Source organism: Candidatus Cloacimonas acidaminovorans str. Evry (assembly GCF_000146065.2).
GTDB lineage: Bacteria > Cloacimonadota > Cloacimonadia > Cloacimonadales > Cloacimonadaceae > Cloacimonas > Cloacimonas acidaminivorans.
Genome location: NC_020449.1, coordinates 378,207 through 394,102, shown reverse-complemented (window position 1 = coordinate 394,102; position 15,896 = coordinate 378,207). Strand labels below are relative to the sequence as shown.

The window sequence follows — 15,896 nt, the reverse complement described above, 5'->3', positions numbered from 1 at the left end:
GGTTATCTCATCGCAATTACGGAAATCTCAATTTTGCCATTTTTGGGCAGGCGCGAAACCTGGACAACTTCTCTGGCAGGATAAGGTGCGCTGAAATAACGCGTATAAATTTCATTCAGCAGGGTAAAATCATCCAAATCCTTTAAAAATACACTAACTTTAACGATATTTGACAAACCCATTCCTGCTGCATCCAAAATGGCTTTAATGTTATTGAATACCAAATTTGCCTGCTCCTCAAAACTTTCCGGTATAAGAGAAGTGCCAGGATCAATTCCTAATTGGCCGCTAACAAATAGAATGTTATTCATAAGAATGGCTTGCGAATAGGGCCCTATCGCAGCCGGGGCACGATGCGTCATAACTGATTGCATTTTATGCTCCTTACATTTTTTTACTATATTATAATTTCATTGCTATCTGTCAAGTCCGATAAAACTGAAACTCAGTTTTCCCCATTTTTATAACAGATAGGATAAATTGTTTAGAATCAGGTCATTTTCCTTTATATATATGTTGTTATTTACTATAGGAGTAAAATAACCGGACACCTCCTTAGTAATTTGATAAAAGCCGAAATGACATATATTTTCCCATAATTTATATAAGTTAATTAAGATATTGCCGAAAGCAGCCAAAATAATTTTGGGGGGATGCAAGTTTTATGAAAAAGAACTTGACTTGAATTAACAAGATTAAAATAAGGATTATATGTATATATTTATATTGATTGTGAGAAACACTGACAATAAAATGTCCTTGAACAACCTGAGAAACTATTATTTGGAAGGGACACCAACATTTAGGACTCATCAGGTTTAGGACTGGAAGAGAATTAAGACGATGAAAGAAATAGGTGATGAGCAAAGGTCAGATGAATTGTTAGTCAATCAAGATAAAACGCTAATGGACTTTAATCTTCATCAATCCATAGTAAATAGCGATCTTAGGGATATAAAGCGAGATTCCGGAATGTTTTTTACGCCAGAATGGATTGTTGATTTAATGGTTAACCTGATTGATGATACGAATTATGTTGAAAAAGAAGGCATTAAGATTTTAGAACCTGCTTGTGGTTTAGCACAGTTTTTATTAGGAATAAAGAGAAATAAACCCTCACTATTTAGTCAGGCAAAACTCTTTGGAGTAGAAATAAATCAGGAGATCATCAATTATTTATCTAACTTGAACATAGCAAATGCTATTGATTTGAATAGGGCTGATTATCTTTTATGGCAAACTCGGTCATATTTTGATTTAATTATTGGTAATCCGCCTTATGGTATTCCCAGTTTATCTGAACACTACACTATAAAAACAAATCCTGCAACCAAGGAGAAATATAAAAAACTTTATGCAACATGGTTTGGGAAATATAATGTTTATGGCGCTTTTATAGAAAAATCAATTAACTTACTTAAAGATAACGGACAATTGATATTTATTGTTCCCCCAACCTTTATGATTCTGGATGAATTCAAAAAACTCCGATTATTTTTAGCTCAAAACGGGAAGACGGAAATAATCTATTTAGGGGCGGATATATTTAAACCGGAAGCAGATGTTTCATCGGTAGTGTTGAATTTTATTAAGTCCGATAAATACATCTCCCGGCTGGAACTGAAAGAATTTCAAGATAATAAAATCAGGACGCTAAAAAGTAATTTTCACTGGAAAGGTGAAGTTGTTAAGTTTGACACTGATTATACACAGACATTGGAAAGCTTGTGTCCATATAGGTTAGGAGATATTTACAATATTAGAATTTCACCCAGAACTCCTGAAATAAAAAGAAGTAATATAATAGTGAAAGAAAAAGCACCTGGTGAAAATGATTATCTTCCTTTATTAAATGGTAAAAATCTAAAATGTAATATGATAAATTATAACAATCTTACTGGTTACTGGGTTAAAAAGCAAGATGTAAACAAAATCAGAATGTATTTTGGCTACCCTCATATTGTAGTGGGCTTGGGCTTTAGAGAAAATGGCAAAGTTGCCGCTGCTTTTGATGAAAAATGTTATCCCTGGATGGGTGATGTTTATCATCTTGTAAGAGAGAACAGTTTATTTAACTGCCATTTTGATTTGGAAACAGAAGAAGTAGTTGCATACTTAAATTCTGATTATATAAAAAAGTATGTAAAAGACACTTACCGGGAAATTACTTATCATCTTAGTATTACTCAGCTAAAGAATTTGCCCGTACCTGATAAAAATACTTTACAACTTATTAAAAAGGAGAACCTTTGTGAGTGATAGAATAATTGAAGATTTCAAGAGATATCGTGATTTTCTTGTAACCATTCCCCTGGATAAATATCGCGAAGAATTAAAAGAAATTAAATGGGTTGAACAGGATCTGCCTAAAGAGATACTGCCTCTGGCATCAATATTTAAATATTACTGGGAAGAAAGACAATTTCTGGATTTTGAAGAATGGTTTGATACCTTTTGGAAAGAGATTAATACTAATTCTCCAAGTAAAGAAGTACTTAACCAATTTAAGAAATATTATTTTGATAAGGACAATAACGGCTGGTTCAAAAAAGGTTTTAGAGCCAGAATGTATAGAACTTGGGTCTCTGTACTCACCCAAATGGATTTTTGTTATTTATTTCAGTTTCTTTGTGCAAGAGAAGGTAAGATTTTATCGCTGGAATGTAATGCTGCTTTAGATGCCAGAGGGGTTGACGCTAAGGTTGGAAATATCGGATTTCAAGTTGCTAAAATTAGTAATAGAAAAGAAGCACGTAGTGCCAGCAAAAAGAAAACATTGGTAACAATACCTTATGCAGTTTTTAATATTGAAGAATTTGAAAAGAAGATTAAAAGCCCAAGGGTAAAAGATAAAAAGGGTTACCAAAATTCACTGAAAGCATTTCAAAAATATTTTATCCGTCTCAAAAATGGTTTTGTTGTTTTCGGAGAAGCATACCTTCTACCTATCATAGATAACATAGAGGACATCACAAAAGTAAAAGAGACGGTAGATAAAATATCTTTGGAACTATCGGGTGAAGAAGTGTAAATATGATTCATAATGGCAAATAATAGTTTTTAGCAAATGATAAAGTTAACAATCTCAGACCTTGTGAGATCATTTATATGCAGCGTGATTAGACAGAAAAGTTATAGTTTACAGCCCCTAAATATCATAACTAATTAACTTCAGGCGTAAAGCTTATTTTCAATATCTCCTTTCCTTGATTTAGTGCAAACTTATTTAGAACGACACAAATCCTTATGTCCTAAAATCCTTGCTTCAAAATCTATCTGTGTAATCTGTGTAATCTGTGAGAGGTTCTAAAATCTTATTGCCAAGTTGGTCTATTTGATTTATCTTTAATAGTGAAGGACTTTTGAGGAGAAAAAATGGTTCAGGAACCACAAAGTTTTCACGAATTTATGCCAGATAAGGTCTGGAAATGGAAAATCCTGGAAGAAAAAGTGGAAAAGGTTTTATCATTGCACGACTTTCAGGAGATTCGTCTTTCTGTTTTACAGGATAGTCAGGTCTTACAAGATGGCATAACCGCTTTAATTCAAGGTCAGGAAGCGGATACTGCAATGAAAGGAGTTCTTTCTCTTTCCCTTCCTGATGATCAATTAAGTTTATTGAGTTTGCGTCCTGAAGGCACAATCAGTGTTTTACATCATACAGCACGTATTACCAATCCGGGTGAAATTCACCGTTTTTACTATTCGGGTCCTATGTTTCGCCGAATTAACAATCAGCAACAGATGGAATTTTATCAGTTGGGAGTGGAACTTTTAGGCAGCGAAAGCATTCTTTCCGAAAACGAAGTAATTTCTTTAGGAATGAAGCTTTGTAAGACACTGGGTTTGAATGAAGTTCGCCTTGATCTAAATTCTTATGGCTGTTTTACTTGTCGGGAGTCATTTTTTTCAGACCTGAATAAATATCTGGAAGAGCATAAAAGCGAATATTGCAATTCCTGTTATCGTGAGCTTTCTACCAATCCTTTCAGTCAAGTTCATTGTGCAAATCCCGATTGCAAGAAATCCCTTCAAGAGGGACCCCACATTTATGATTACCTTTGTAACTCCTGTAAAACAGATTTTAATAAAGTGCAAAAAATTCAGGCAAACCTGGGAAATCAATATAAGGTTAATCCTAATCTCAACAAGAACTTTGCCTATTACAATAAAACCGTTTTTGACTTTATTGCTAAACACAAAGGAAAAGAAATTATTATTGGCGGTGGCGGACGCTACGATTATCTTTCAGCACTTATTACAGGCAAAAGAATTCCAGCTGTCGGTTTTTATCTCAATTTGGACAGCATTTTTGAAATTATGGAAAGCCGGGGCTTATTTGAGGAAAAAGACCCTGAATTTACTGTTTATATCTGCGCTGAAAGTCCAAACCTGGAAATGATGACCCTGCAAATAGTTCAGGAACTTCATTCACAACAGATTAAAACCATTATCTCACCTGAATGCAGACCCGCAGAAAAAGAAATTGCTATTGCCAAAAAGAAGGACTGTCCTATAATGCTTATTCTGCGTGATGATAATATCCGCGAAGGAAAAATCCTGCTTCGGAATCTGGTGAAAGAAGAACAAAAATATATCTCTTTAAGGGATACTCTGCCTTCCATTATGCTGGCAAAAAAGGCAATGCAAAGCTAACAAATTGATAGAATGCCGATAACCGAATCTACAGAATGTTGGGGATAATAAATTTGTTTCCCGCAGATTACACTGATTTTATTGCTTACGATGCTCACTGTTTGTCATTTAAGCACTTGATGCTTCAGTCCAATTTTAATATAAAAACCGCCTTTTAAGTCAGGAGTCATTTGCGCCAATATAAATTATAAAACTTTAATAACTCATCCAGCATATACTACTTATGATGACGGTAACCCATTTTAAAAACAATACCTAAAACAAGACATATACTATTGAGGTATATGAAATCCTGAGTTCGCCGGGTTGAAACCCGTTGTTAATATCTGTCGTTATTACGGAACTTTTTTCTACTATTTATCATCCAGAATTAATTGTCTCAAAGTCCTTTCATTCTAAAACCCTAACATATAATCCAGTTAATCCAATTGTTTCATTTATCTGCGTTTTGTTTTTTCCATGCGATCGAAGAGGACCGGCTTGTATCTTGCTTAATTATTTGTGGTAGAGATGTCGTGGTGTCTCTCGGCAAATTTCCGATAGACACCATTGTATTATGACCATATATAATTAAGGAAGAACTAACCGGAACTTCCTTATTTTATGTCCACAGCTTAGATTTTAGGTTGCAGAATAAAAAGCGGAGTTACAACAATTTATAAGAAAGAGGGCTGGCATCCAATTGTAAGCCAGCCCTTTTAGTTAAGTAACTTAATATTGCAGGTTATTGCGTTATAATTAAGCCCTGATGGGGTTCCCAATCCAGCATAATCTTCTTTCCACTGGTGAATTGCCCTGCCAGGATATATTTTGCTAAAGTATCCTCAATTTCTTTCTGAATAATGCGTTTGAGCGGTCTGGCACCGAATGCCGGATCGTATCCCGCTTCTGCCAGGTGCTCAATAAGATTTTCTGAAAAATCAAGCTGGAGATTGCGATTTGCCAAACGGGATGCTAAAATATCCAATTGCAGTTTCACAATCTTTTTTATATGATCCTTATTCAAACGGTGGAAAAGAATAATATCATCCACACGGTTTAAGAATTCGGGACGGAAATATTGCTGTAAGATATTCATCAAGCGTGGTTTTATTTGTTCCAGTTCACTATCCGACGCTTCATAAATTTCCTGTGAACCGATATTACTAGTCATAATTATCACGCAGTGTTTGAAATCTACCGTTCTGCCTTTTCCGTCTGTAAGGCGTCCATCATCCAAAATTTGAAGCAGGACATTAAAAACATCCGGATGGGCTTTTTCAATTTCATCCAAAAGTAGCACGGAATAAGGTCTGCGACGGACTGCTTCCGTTAAATATCCACCTTCCTCATAGCCCACATAGCCAGGAGGAGCTCCAATTAATCGTGCTACACTATGTTTTTCCATAAATTCGCTCATATCCAATCGGATCAAAGCTTTCTCAGTGTCAAAAAGATAACTTGCCAGGGTTTTTGCCAGTTCCGTTTTACCAACTCCCGTAGGACCTAAAAAGATAAAGGAACCGATAGGTCTGTTTTCATCGCTTAATCCACTGCGACTGCGGCGGATAGCATTAGCCAATGCTTTAATTCCTTCTTCCTGTCCTACAACTCTTTGGGCAAGAACATTTTCCAGTTCTAATAGTTTTTGCATTTCGCTTTCCGCCAGTTTGGAAACAGGTATACCTGTCCATTTGGAAACAACTTCGGCTATCACTTCTTCATCCACAATTTCTTTCAGGAGGCGGTCCTTTTTGGTCATTGCCTCATCCTGCAGCAATTTTTGTAGTTCTTTTTCCTTGGCGGCGATTGTTCCATAACGCAATTGAGCGGTTTTTTCGTAATTTCCTGCGCGTTCTGCTTTATCAGCTTCACCCTTAAGGGTATCAATTTCAGTTTTAAGAGTGCGAATTTGTTCCAGCACTTGTTTTTCCTTTTCCCAGCGCAGGCGTAATGCTTTGTTTTCTTCGTTCAATTGAGCAATTTCTTCCTTGATTTTTTCCAGGCGTTCCTGGGAAAGAGGGTCTTTTTCCTTTGCCAAAGAAAGGCGTTCTATTTCCAATTGACGCAGTCGTCTTTCCGATTCATCAAGCTCTACAGGTAAGGAATCAATTTCCATTCTTAACAAAGCACATGCTTCATCAATCAAATCAATTGCTTTATCAGGTAAAAAACGATCGGCAATATAACGCTCGGATAATTGAGCTGCAGCTACCAAAGCATTATCGCTTATCTGCACTCCATGATGAACTTCATATTTTTCTCTGATACCCCTTAAAATGGAAATTGTATCTTCCACGGAGGGTTCCGTCACTAAAACTGGCTGAAAACGCCGTTCTAATGCGGGATCTTTTTCAATGTATTTTCTATATTCGGTTAAAGTTGTAGCTCCAATACAATGCAAGTTTCCTCGTGCTAAAGCCGGTTTTAACATATTGGATGCATCTACTGAGCCCTCAGCAGCTCCCGCTCCAACAACAGTATGCAATTCATCAATAAAAAGAATAATGCGTCCTTCGGATTTTTCCACCTCCGAAAGTACGGCTTTTAAGCGCTCTTCAAATTCGCCTCGGAATTTTGCTCCAGCAACTATCGCTGCCATATCAAGTTCCAGTAATTCCTTGTCCAAAAGATTCTCGGGCACATCACGAGCTACAATTCTGCGGGCTAAACCTTCTACTATAGCGGTTTTACCAACTCCCGGCTCGCCAATTAAAACGGGATTGTTTTTCCTTCTCCGGGATAAAATCTGGATGCAACGCCGAATTTCTTCATCTCTGCCAATAACAGGGTCCAACTTTTCCATTCTGGCTAAACGGGTTAAATTGCGCGCGTACTTTTCCAATGCCTGATATTTGGCTTCCGGATTTTGATCGGTAACACGCTGATTGCCACGCAATTCTTTAAGCGCCAAAAGCAGTTTATCGGCTTGTAAACCGGCATTTTTCAGGATATTAGCTGCCTCCTTACCCTTGGCTAAGATTGCCAAAAGCAAATGCTCAGTAGAAATATAATCGTCCTGAAACTGGTCTGCTTCCTTTTCTGCCTGATGCAATATGTCCAAGACCTCCTGAGATAAATACTGCTGTGAACTTCCACTTACCTTAGGAAGTTTGTTCAATGCATTTTCCACTTCGCTTTTCACTTTGGGAATAGAAACCTCAAGTTTTTCCAAGGCAGGTTGAATCAGCCCTTCTTCCTGAGTTAACATTGCCTTTAACAAATGCAGGTCTTTAATTTCCTGATGTCCATAACTGGAAGCTAAATCCTGCATATCGGCAAGCAATTCTTGTGACTTTATTGTAAATCTTTGTGTATTCATAATTACCTCCAACTGAAAGAAAATATAATCAGCATTACCTATATGTCAAGTAAAAAATTAGCAGTCCCCTGCCCTGCCTGCTAATTTCCTGTAACTGACATCATAACATAATATTGCAGTTGGGAAAAGAATTTACAATTTCTTTCTTTGCCAAAGAGTTCACAAAACTCTGAATTGTTGAACCGGGTTCAAAACCCGACGCTATTATCTGTCGTTCCTACGGAACTTTTTCTTAGGAAAAAAGAGGTAATGACTCTTCTGCTTTCTTATCACCGGGTTAAAACCCGTTGTTAAAATCAAAAAAATCCCGTTAGGGATGGCAGATACTAACAACGGGTTTCGAACCCGGTGAAAATGAGAGAAACCTTACCACTATAATAAAAAGTTCCGTAGGAACGACAGATACTAATAGTAGGTTTCAATCCGCAAAAAGCAACAAGAAGAAAAAGCAAAAGATCCAGCAGGTAAAGATACAATAAAATAGATAGGACTTATATAGAGAAGGAGGTCATTAGCCAGAAAAAATGAAAATTTATCAGAGAAAATCATAATTCTGTCGTTCCTCCGGAACTCATTCTCAAAAAAAGAAATAAGCTATCTAAAGCTATCCTGATCACTGGGTTAAAACCCGTTGTTAGTATCTGTCGTTCCTACGGAACTTTTTCTCGGGAAAGGAGATAATGACTTTTCTGCTTGCTTATCACCGGGTTAAAACCCGTTGTTAATATCTGTCGTTCCTACGGAACTTTTTTCTTCATAGAAGTGTAGTTGAGTGGTTTTTTCCCCTTGCACCGGGTTAAAAACCCGTTGTTATTATCTATCGTTCCTACGGAACTCGTTTGTAAAAAAGAAATAAGCTATCGTTCATCTTTCTTGCGCAGGGTTCAGATCCTTCAACTTTATCTATCATTCCTACAAAACTTTTTAATGGATATAAATCAAATATTTTTCTTTGCCCACTGCTCTATTGTTTAGTTGGTTTTTAGTTCGTTTAGTGCTTTTTTTGCTTTTTCCTGATAGATGGGGGTTTGATCATCTTCCAAGGCGGATTGGAAGTATTTAATTGCCTCTTCTTTTTGTTGATTAGCCAAAAGAATCATTCCAATATGATAGGATATTTCTCCCGGAGCATCTTTCATTTGCATAGGAATTGTGATATGTTCCACTGCCTTAGAAAAATTTGCAGTTAGATAATAGAACCAAGCTAAACTATCTTGATAATAAGGATTTGTCGGGTCTAAAGCTACAGCTCTTTGAATAAGAAAGCCACCTTCTACAATAAACTGAGGATAGTCCAAAAGGGAATAACCCAAGTCATTAAGAAATAAGGGATTATCCGGAAACTTATGAACAGCTTTACGCAGAGTAGCAATTTTTTCTTCTTCCCTGCCCTCATTTTGGTAATACTGAAGCAGGAAAGTCCAATCCTCCAGTTCCCCTAAGTCTTTTTGCAGGAAGTAACTGCAAAGTTCAGCCCTGGCTTGAAGAAAGTCCTCATCTTCAACGGACTTAATTTGTGAAGCAATTTTCAGATAACGGGAAAAAACATTTTCCGGCAGACGCTTTTGAACTGCAGAAACAAATTCTTCCGAAAACAGGATATTTGTTTCTTTTTCAAGGGATTTTGCCTGCATAGAGCGTTTCAGCATTGCATACAAAATCACATCTTGGACATCTTGTGCCGAATTAAAGTAATCAAGATAAATGGAAGGTTCCGGCAACTTTTCGGAAAAAAGAGCTTCGGCAAAAAGAAAGGAAACTACTTTAGAATCAGTAAGAGGGTCTGCATCCTTGTTTAATAAAAAGCGGGAAATTTCCTGCAAGATATCTGTTTTATCTTCCAGATATGCAGAAAAAGCCAGTTCTCCTATCAAAGAAGAATCACCTGTATTCAGCAATATAGGGCTTAAAGTATTAACTACTTCCAGGCGACGATTACGATTTGCCATCTGCAAAAAGTATAACATCCTGTCTTTATCTTCAGGATAACTGTAAGTCCCGAATTTTTTCAGAGCTTCTTCTTTTCCCAGATATTGGAGTGTAATTTCACTAAGCAGATTATCCGTTTCTTTTTTGGGCTCCAGTTCGTATGCCTCTTGTAAAAGAGATACGGAGCGTTTAGGATTTACCAGGGTATACATTTTAGCGGTAAGAATTATATCTTCTGGATTGTTATCTGCATATTTAAGAGCAAGTTCCAGAAGGTTTTCATCGCCCTTTTTGTTTTTGCTGTAATCCAAATAGAATTTACGCAGAAAACTTAAAGTAGAAGGATAATATAAAACACTTTCCGAAACTACCCAGGCAAGTCCTTCTTCATTATTGGCATTGCTATAAACAGAATAAGCAGTATTTAAAAGATCATTATCAAACATCATTTCTTTTCTGGCTTGGTCAAATTGCCTAATCGTTATTTCTGCATCCTGTTGTTTACTTAAAAAGGCAAAAGCGCTATTAATTAAAATCTGTTTTTTAATCTGATAGCTACGAAAGTCCTGTTCCAAAGCCAGATGATAATAATTATCTGCTGTTAGAAAATCCCCTTCATAATGTTTTAACGAAGCAGAAATATAATAATAAAGAGAAGGAATATTGGGTTGGGAATTATCTATAATAGTTCTTTGAGTTGTTGTCTGAGGTCCTGCACAAGCAGATAAAAGCAAAAGGAAAAAAGCCAGCCACAGTAGTAACTGCTTGCAAGACAAGATAGTTTTCATTTAATTTCCAGGGAATTGGAGATAACATACAATTCCACCAGAACGGGAAGTTTGTCTCCAGCAGGAAAATAAACGGTGCTATCTACAATGTAAGCAGTTTTGGTTTTTTCATCCCAAAAGCCATAACTTTGAAAGCCGCCTCCGATTGCATATTTCATATTTTTCCAGGCACCTAAGAGACGATAGCCAGGATGTTTTTTAAAAGTAAAGGGTTCTTTCCGCACAAGTTCAGGATCAAATTCATCCCCTTCAAAGTATTTTTTTCCTATTTCCTGGCGTTTTGCAATCAGCCAATTTAAGTCCACTTTGTTTTCCGGCATCGGTTCATAGTAAACAGAAATATATTTATCGGGAATTTCTCTATTTTCCAGTCGGGCTCTATAAAGAAAACAAAGAAACCTGCCAACTTTATCATTGGAATACAAACGATAGGTATCAGGAATTTTCAGGGAAAAAGGATAATTATCAAAAAAGGAGGGGTCTATCACTTTTCCCTGATAAGCATAATAACCTTGGCGGTTCGTAAAGCGTTTTAAGAGCAGAGAAAAAATATTTTCTGCTTGTAGGGCACCTATTTTTTGCAGGGATTTCGCATCTTTACCTAACAAGAAAAGCACAATCTGATCACAGCAATTGAGGTTTTCACTGGTAAAAAGTTCGCCCCCTGTTTGTTGCACTCTTTTAATAAAATCCTGACTGAGCACTCTTTTCATATAGGCAGAAACGGGTAAATCACTTTCCATGTGACCGATAAAAACGAGATTTTTATATTTGGATAATCTTTTCACATCCTTGATATCAGCCATCACCAGGTTAAAATACTGCTCCGGATAAACTATAATTATTTGTTGTTCTATAGCACTGCCAATAAAAGGTTTAAGACCTTGCCAAGCAAGAGAATCACAAAATACATACACATCCCTGTCATCTCCCATAGCTAAGGGTTTGGAATGGTCAATTACTTTATCGTAAATAGTGTAACGGTCTATTTTGCCTCCTTCTTTGGAACAGGCGAATAGAACCAGTAAAAGCAGGAGAAAAATCATATATTTACGCATAGTTAGTCCTTTTTGCTATCGTAATAATATAGTTTAAACCGCTGAGCACAGTAATCAATGCCACAAACCAAAACCAGATATTGATTATCAGAATTACCAGCGGAGGAACGGGATTAATAAATACCCAAAAGGCAAAGGCAACAATGATTCCTGCCATTTGCAGAACGGTTTTCAGCTTGCCGAAAAAATCCGCAGGCACCACAATACCTTTTTTCTGATAAATTTCCCGCAGGATAGTAATTACAAGTTCACGCAGAAAGATTATGAAAAAGACCACAATACTAACCTGAAAAGGAGGAAGCCAACATAAACCAGCCAAAGCAGAAAGAACAATCAGCTTATCTGCCAAAGGGTCCATCAGCTTGCCAAAATCACTTATTATGTTCATTTTACGAGCTAACATTCCATCCAAATAATCCGTAAAACAGGCAACAATGAAAATAATCAGTGCTATCAAAATATTTGCCGGTAGCTTAGCTAAAAATAGGAAATAGAGAAATACCGGTACCAGAATTATCCTGAAGACGGTTAAAATATTAGGCAAATGGCGTGTCATTTTCCTGTTCTTTGTTTCCATTACTTTCCATTTCCGGAGGAGTAATCACTTCAATAGGATTTTCCTGTAGGGCAACTTGCTGTTCAAAACTATGCAAAATAAAATAGTTAATCATAGTTCCCAAAATTACAGTTCCCGCTTGAACTAAAAACACCCAATAGGGAATTACCTGAGGTAGGGGCTTAAAATAGACATAAGCAAAATAGGCAAGCAGACATAAAGGTAAGGGAACAATCAGCATTAACAATGTATGTTGCAAACCTTGTCTTTGATGGCGGATTTTTTCCAAAGCACTATATTTAATCCCTTTGTAATGCAACAGAGTGTTAAGTTCCAAAGCAGTGCGGGAAAACACAAAAATCAGCAAAATCAGCACGGCAATAAATACATTGAACACAATATTATATAGACCTAAATGACTAAGTTCTTGAATTATTAAACTATATGCACTGGACTGACTGTCTATATCTGTTTCCGGAATATGAGAGCGTAATATATCAATAATAACGGGTTTATTGCTTATGGAAACACGGTTTGGCTGCAAATTTATTGTTATTATATCAGGTAAAATGTAATCCTTAATCATCTCTTCATTCAAAGGAAGACCGTAGGACTGAATCAGTTCCGTAGCTGCCTGCAAAGCTGTTTCATGCACCACATTTTTAATTCCCGGAACTGTTTTCAGCTCTGTTAAAATTGGAGCTACCTTTGTTGTATCTGCAACATAAGCATAGATAGGCAGATTTGCCAATTTTTCCAGTTTATCTTTTTCGTTTGTGCCCAAATTGTAGCTTAGGTAAAGCCAAGCCCCGAATAAAATTATCAGGGTTAAAAGAATCAGGAAAAAGCGGGTTTTCATAGCGTTATCCTTTTTTTAGAATGGAGGTTGAATAGAAAGAGCATTTTACTTACCTTGAAAGTTCCAGCATCCTGTCTATGGCTTTTCTTGCCTTTTGTGCCGTGTTTGGTTCAACGCTTATAACATACTGATTATATTTTAGAGCGTTATAAACATTTTCCAGAGTGGTCTTTTTCATATTTTTACAAATTGCCTTGGGAGAAAGAGGAATAAGCGATTTTTCCGGATAGATATGTTGCAGATATTCCGTCAGCCCAATTTCCGTAGCGATTATGGCTTTGTCATTATTTTTCACCCAATCCACCATTCCCCCTGTTGAAATTACCAAATCGGCATATTTAATAATCTGCGGAGAGCATTCCGGATGCACTAAAAGTTTATAATCCGGATATTCGTTTTTGAGAGTTAAAACATCTTCTTCACTGAAACCATATTGATGAACCAGACAGTAGCCATCCCAAGTAATTACTTTTTTCCCGCTTTGTTTGCCTGCCCAGGAACCTAAATTGCGATCAGGAACAAATAAAATCGGCTTTTCATCGCTAAAGGACTTCAGAATCTTAACAGCATTGGAGGATGTGCAGCAAACATCACTTTCGGCTTTCACTTCCACAGAAGAATTTACATAGCACACAACCGGGGAACCAGGATAATTTTGTTTAAATGCTTTCAGCTGGCTTAAACTTATCATATCTGCCATAGGACAGCCGGCATCAATTGCAGGAAGTAAAATTGTAGATTCGGGATTTAAAATGGCAGCGGTTTCTGCCATAAATTTCACTCCGCAGAAAACAATCAAAGGCGCTTTAACTTCTTTCGCCAAAATAGAGAGTTGTAAAGAATCACCCCGGTAATCAGCGAGGTCTTGAATTTCTACAATTTGGTAGTTATGAGCCAAAATCAGCGCATTTTTTTCTTTCTTCAGGTGTTTTATTTCCTGAATCAGTTCGTTATTTTTCATTTTTATTGTCCAGTATGACCAAAACCCCCGTCTTGCCTTAAGCTTTCAGAAAGAGTTTGAGCTTCAATTAGCTGAGGAGAAATTACAGGGCAAAAGACAATTTGTGCAATCCGCATTTCAGGTTCAATCCGAATAGGATTGGGGCTAAGGTTTATCAAAATCACTTTTATTTCACCGCGATAATCGGAATCAATAGTGCCGGGACTGTTTAAAATGCTTAGTCCCAAAGTGGAAGATAAACCGCTGCGAGGTCTTATTTGAGCTTCATAACCTACGGGAATTTCTAAAGCTATGCCTGTGGAAATTTGTCTCCATTCCAAGGGATTTAGAATAATTGGTTCGCCAATATCGGCAAAAAGATCAAAGCCAGAAGCGTTTTCTGTCATCTTTTGCGGGATAGTAGCAGTCGGAGATAGTTTTTGCACGAGAATATTCATTCTTTCCTACCTAATAGATATTCAGCCAGAATGTCCAATTTTAATGCTTTTTCCCCTAAGGGAGCAAGAATTTCTCTTGCCTTTTCTGTAAGTTCTTCTGCCTTTTTATGAGATTCCGCAATACCGTAAACAGCAGGAAAAGTAGCTTTGGCACTTTCAGCATCCTTACCGATAGTTTTGCCAAGTTCTTCTTGCGTTCCTTCAATATCCAGAAGATCATCCACAATCTGAAAAACCAGTCCAATCAACTTTCCGTATTCATCTAAAATTTTTAATTCCTCTTCTTTAGCTTCACCAGCGAGAGCTCCAAAACGCAAACTTAGATTTATCAGACGAGCAGTTTTGTTTTCGTGAATATAGTGTAGGGTTTTTTTATCCACTTTTTTGCCTTCTGATTCAATATCTACCATCTGACCTGCAATTAAACCTTTGATACCAACTTCTTTAGCTAATTCGTGAACAAATTGGACACGCAATTTTGCATCCAGTTCAGCCAAAGTGATTAGTTCAAAAGCACTTAGGAGTAAAGCATCTCCTGCCAGCAAAGCAACTCCTTCTCCAAAAATAGTATGGCAGGATTTTTTGCCCCGCCTGAAGTCGTCATTGTCAATATCAGGCAAATCATCATGAATCAGCGAATAAGTATGAATCATTTCAATGCCTGCTGCAACGGGAGTAATAAGTTCAATATTGGAATTAAACATTTCAAAGGCAGTCATTGTTAAATAGGGTCTCAAGCGTTTGCCACCAGCGAAAACACTATAACGCATTGCCTTATGAAGGTCTTTAGGATATTCATCTTTGCGCGGGAGAAAGCGGTCTAAAATGATATTTACCAGCTCCTGCTTTTCTTTCATATCCTTCTTCAGGAGAATTTTTCTATCCATTATTGCCTTCTGTTACCTGTTGCGAGGAAAGCTGTTCGCTGAGGATTTTAATTTTTGCCTCGGCAGAACTTAAACGACTTTGACAGTGTTTTAAATAAGCAACTCCCGCTTCATACAGCGAAAGTAATTCATCAAGATTTGTTTCGCCTGTGGATAAGCGGTCTACAATTTTTTCCAATTCCTTTAAGGATTCTTCAAAGCTCATTGCGTTAATTTTTTCCTGGTCTACACTCACTTTCACCTCACCTGTATAATTTATAATTATTTCCTTTTACAGAACTAATGTTATTTTGTCAATCACAAATTTTTTTCTCCCATAATAGCATTGCTTACCCATTGCTTACTCATTGCTAATGCCATCCGTAATGGGTGAGCAATGGGTAAGCAATGCTCTTGGGAACAATTGGATAAATGATAGAAAAAGAATATAGTTAGAATATAAAGCGGATAACATAAATAATTCT

Annotated in this window: 13 protein-coding genes; 3 read left to right on the top strand and 10 right to left on the bottom strand. The window is 36.9% G+C overall.

Features of this window, described 5'->3' with window-relative positions; genetic code table 11:
• Nucleotides 1-2 precede the first annotated feature (2 nt).
• Nucleotides 3-374, bottom strand: a complete 372-nt coding sequence (locus tag CLOAM_RS01620) for a RidA family protein (protein WP_015424105.1) — start codon at nucleotides 372-374, stop codon at nucleotides 3-5.
• A 469-nt stretch (nucleotides 375-843) separates the two neighbouring features.
• Between CLOAM_RS01620 and CLOAM_RS01615 the strand changes: the two genes are divergently transcribed.
• From CLOAM_RS01615 to CLOAM_RS01605, 3 genes are all read left to right on the top strand, one after another.
• The gene (locus CLOAM_RS01615; RefSeq protein ID WP_015424103.1) at nucleotides 844-2,259 is read left to right on the top strand and encodes a TaqI-like C-terminal specificity domain-containing protein; all 1,416 of its coding nucleotides are present in this window, start codon (nucleotides 844-846) and stop codon (nucleotides 2,257-2,259) included.
• On the top strand, nucleotides 2,252-3,031 hold the full coding sequence (locus tag CLOAM_RS01610) for a TaqI family restriction endonuclease (RefSeq protein ID WP_015424102.1): 780 nt from the start codon (nucleotides 2,252-2,254) through the stop codon (nucleotides 3,029-3,031). The genes CLOAM_RS01615 and CLOAM_RS01610 overlap by 8 nt, the downstream gene beginning before the upstream one ends.
• Before the next feature lie 344 nt (nucleotides 3,032-3,375).
• A complete protein-coding gene (locus CLOAM_RS01605; RefSeq protein ID WP_015424101.1) occupies nucleotides 3,376-4,656 on the top strand; it encodes a histidine--tRNA ligase in 1,281 nt (426 codons plus the stop codon).
• 724 nt (nucleotides 4,657-5,380) lie between these two features.
• Here CLOAM_RS01605 and clpB read toward each other — a convergent pair.
• From clpB to xseB, 9 genes are all read right to left on the bottom strand, one after another.
• Nucleotides 5,381-7,957 carry an ATP-dependent chaperone ClpB gene (clpB, locus tag CLOAM_RS01600; RefSeq protein ID WP_044278792.1) on the bottom strand — a complete coding sequence of 859 codons (2,577 nt, stop codon included), beginning with the start codon at nucleotides 7,955-7,957 and terminating at the stop codon, nucleotides 5,381-5,383.
• A gap of 971 nt (nucleotides 7,958-8,928) precedes the next feature.
• Complete coding sequence (locus CLOAM_RS01595; protein ID WP_015424099.1) at nucleotides 8,929-10,674, bottom strand: tetratricopeptide repeat protein; 1,746 nt, start codon at nucleotides 10,672-10,674, stop codon at nucleotides 8,929-8,931.
• Entirely contained in the window at nucleotides 10,671-11,732 is a 1,062-nt protein-coding gene (locus tag CLOAM_RS01590; protein ID WP_015424097.1) for a DUF4837 family protein, read from the bottom strand. The genes CLOAM_RS01595 and CLOAM_RS01590 overlap by 4 nt, the downstream gene beginning before the upstream one ends.
• The gene (gene pgsA, locus CLOAM_RS01585; protein ID WP_044279167.1) at nucleotides 11,725-12,288 is read right to left on the bottom strand and encodes a CDP-diacylglycerol--glycerol-3-phosphate 3-phosphatidyltransferase; all 564 of its coding nucleotides are present in this window, start codon (nucleotides 12,286-12,288) and stop codon (nucleotides 11,725-11,727) included. Before pgsA ends, CLOAM_RS01590 begins: the two co-directional genes overlap by 8 nt.
• Nucleotides 12,269-13,147 carry a cell division FtsX domain-containing protein gene (locus CLOAM_RS01580; protein WP_015424095.1) on the bottom strand — a complete coding sequence of 293 codons (879 nt, stop codon included), beginning with the start codon at nucleotides 13,145-13,147 and terminating at the stop codon, nucleotides 12,269-12,271. Before CLOAM_RS01580 ends, pgsA begins: the two co-directional genes overlap by 20 nt.
• 49 nt (nucleotides 13,148-13,196) lie before the next feature.
• A complete protein-coding gene (nadA, locus tag CLOAM_RS01575; RefSeq protein WP_015424094.1) occupies nucleotides 13,197-14,108 on the bottom strand; it encodes a quinolinate synthase NadA in 912 nt (303 codons plus the stop codon).
• 2 nt (nucleotides 14,109-14,110) lie between these two features.
• The gene (gene dut, locus CLOAM_RS01570; protein ID WP_015424093.1) at nucleotides 14,111-14,545 is read right to left on the bottom strand and encodes a dUTP diphosphatase; all 435 of its coding nucleotides are present in this window, start codon (nucleotides 14,543-14,545) and stop codon (nucleotides 14,111-14,113) included.
• A complete protein-coding gene (locus CLOAM_RS01565) occupies nucleotides 14,542-15,432 on the bottom strand; it encodes a polyprenyl synthetase family protein (protein WP_015424092.1) in 891 nt (296 codons plus the stop codon). The genes dut and CLOAM_RS01565 overlap by 4 nt, the downstream gene beginning before the upstream one ends.
• Complete coding sequence (xseB, locus tag CLOAM_RS01560; protein ID WP_232502689.1) at nucleotides 15,425-15,667, bottom strand: exodeoxyribonuclease VII small subunit; 243 nt, start codon at nucleotides 15,665-15,667, stop codon at nucleotides 15,425-15,427. Before xseB ends, CLOAM_RS01565 begins: the two co-directional genes overlap by 8 nt.
• Nucleotides 15,668-15,896: the final 229 nt, after the last annotated feature.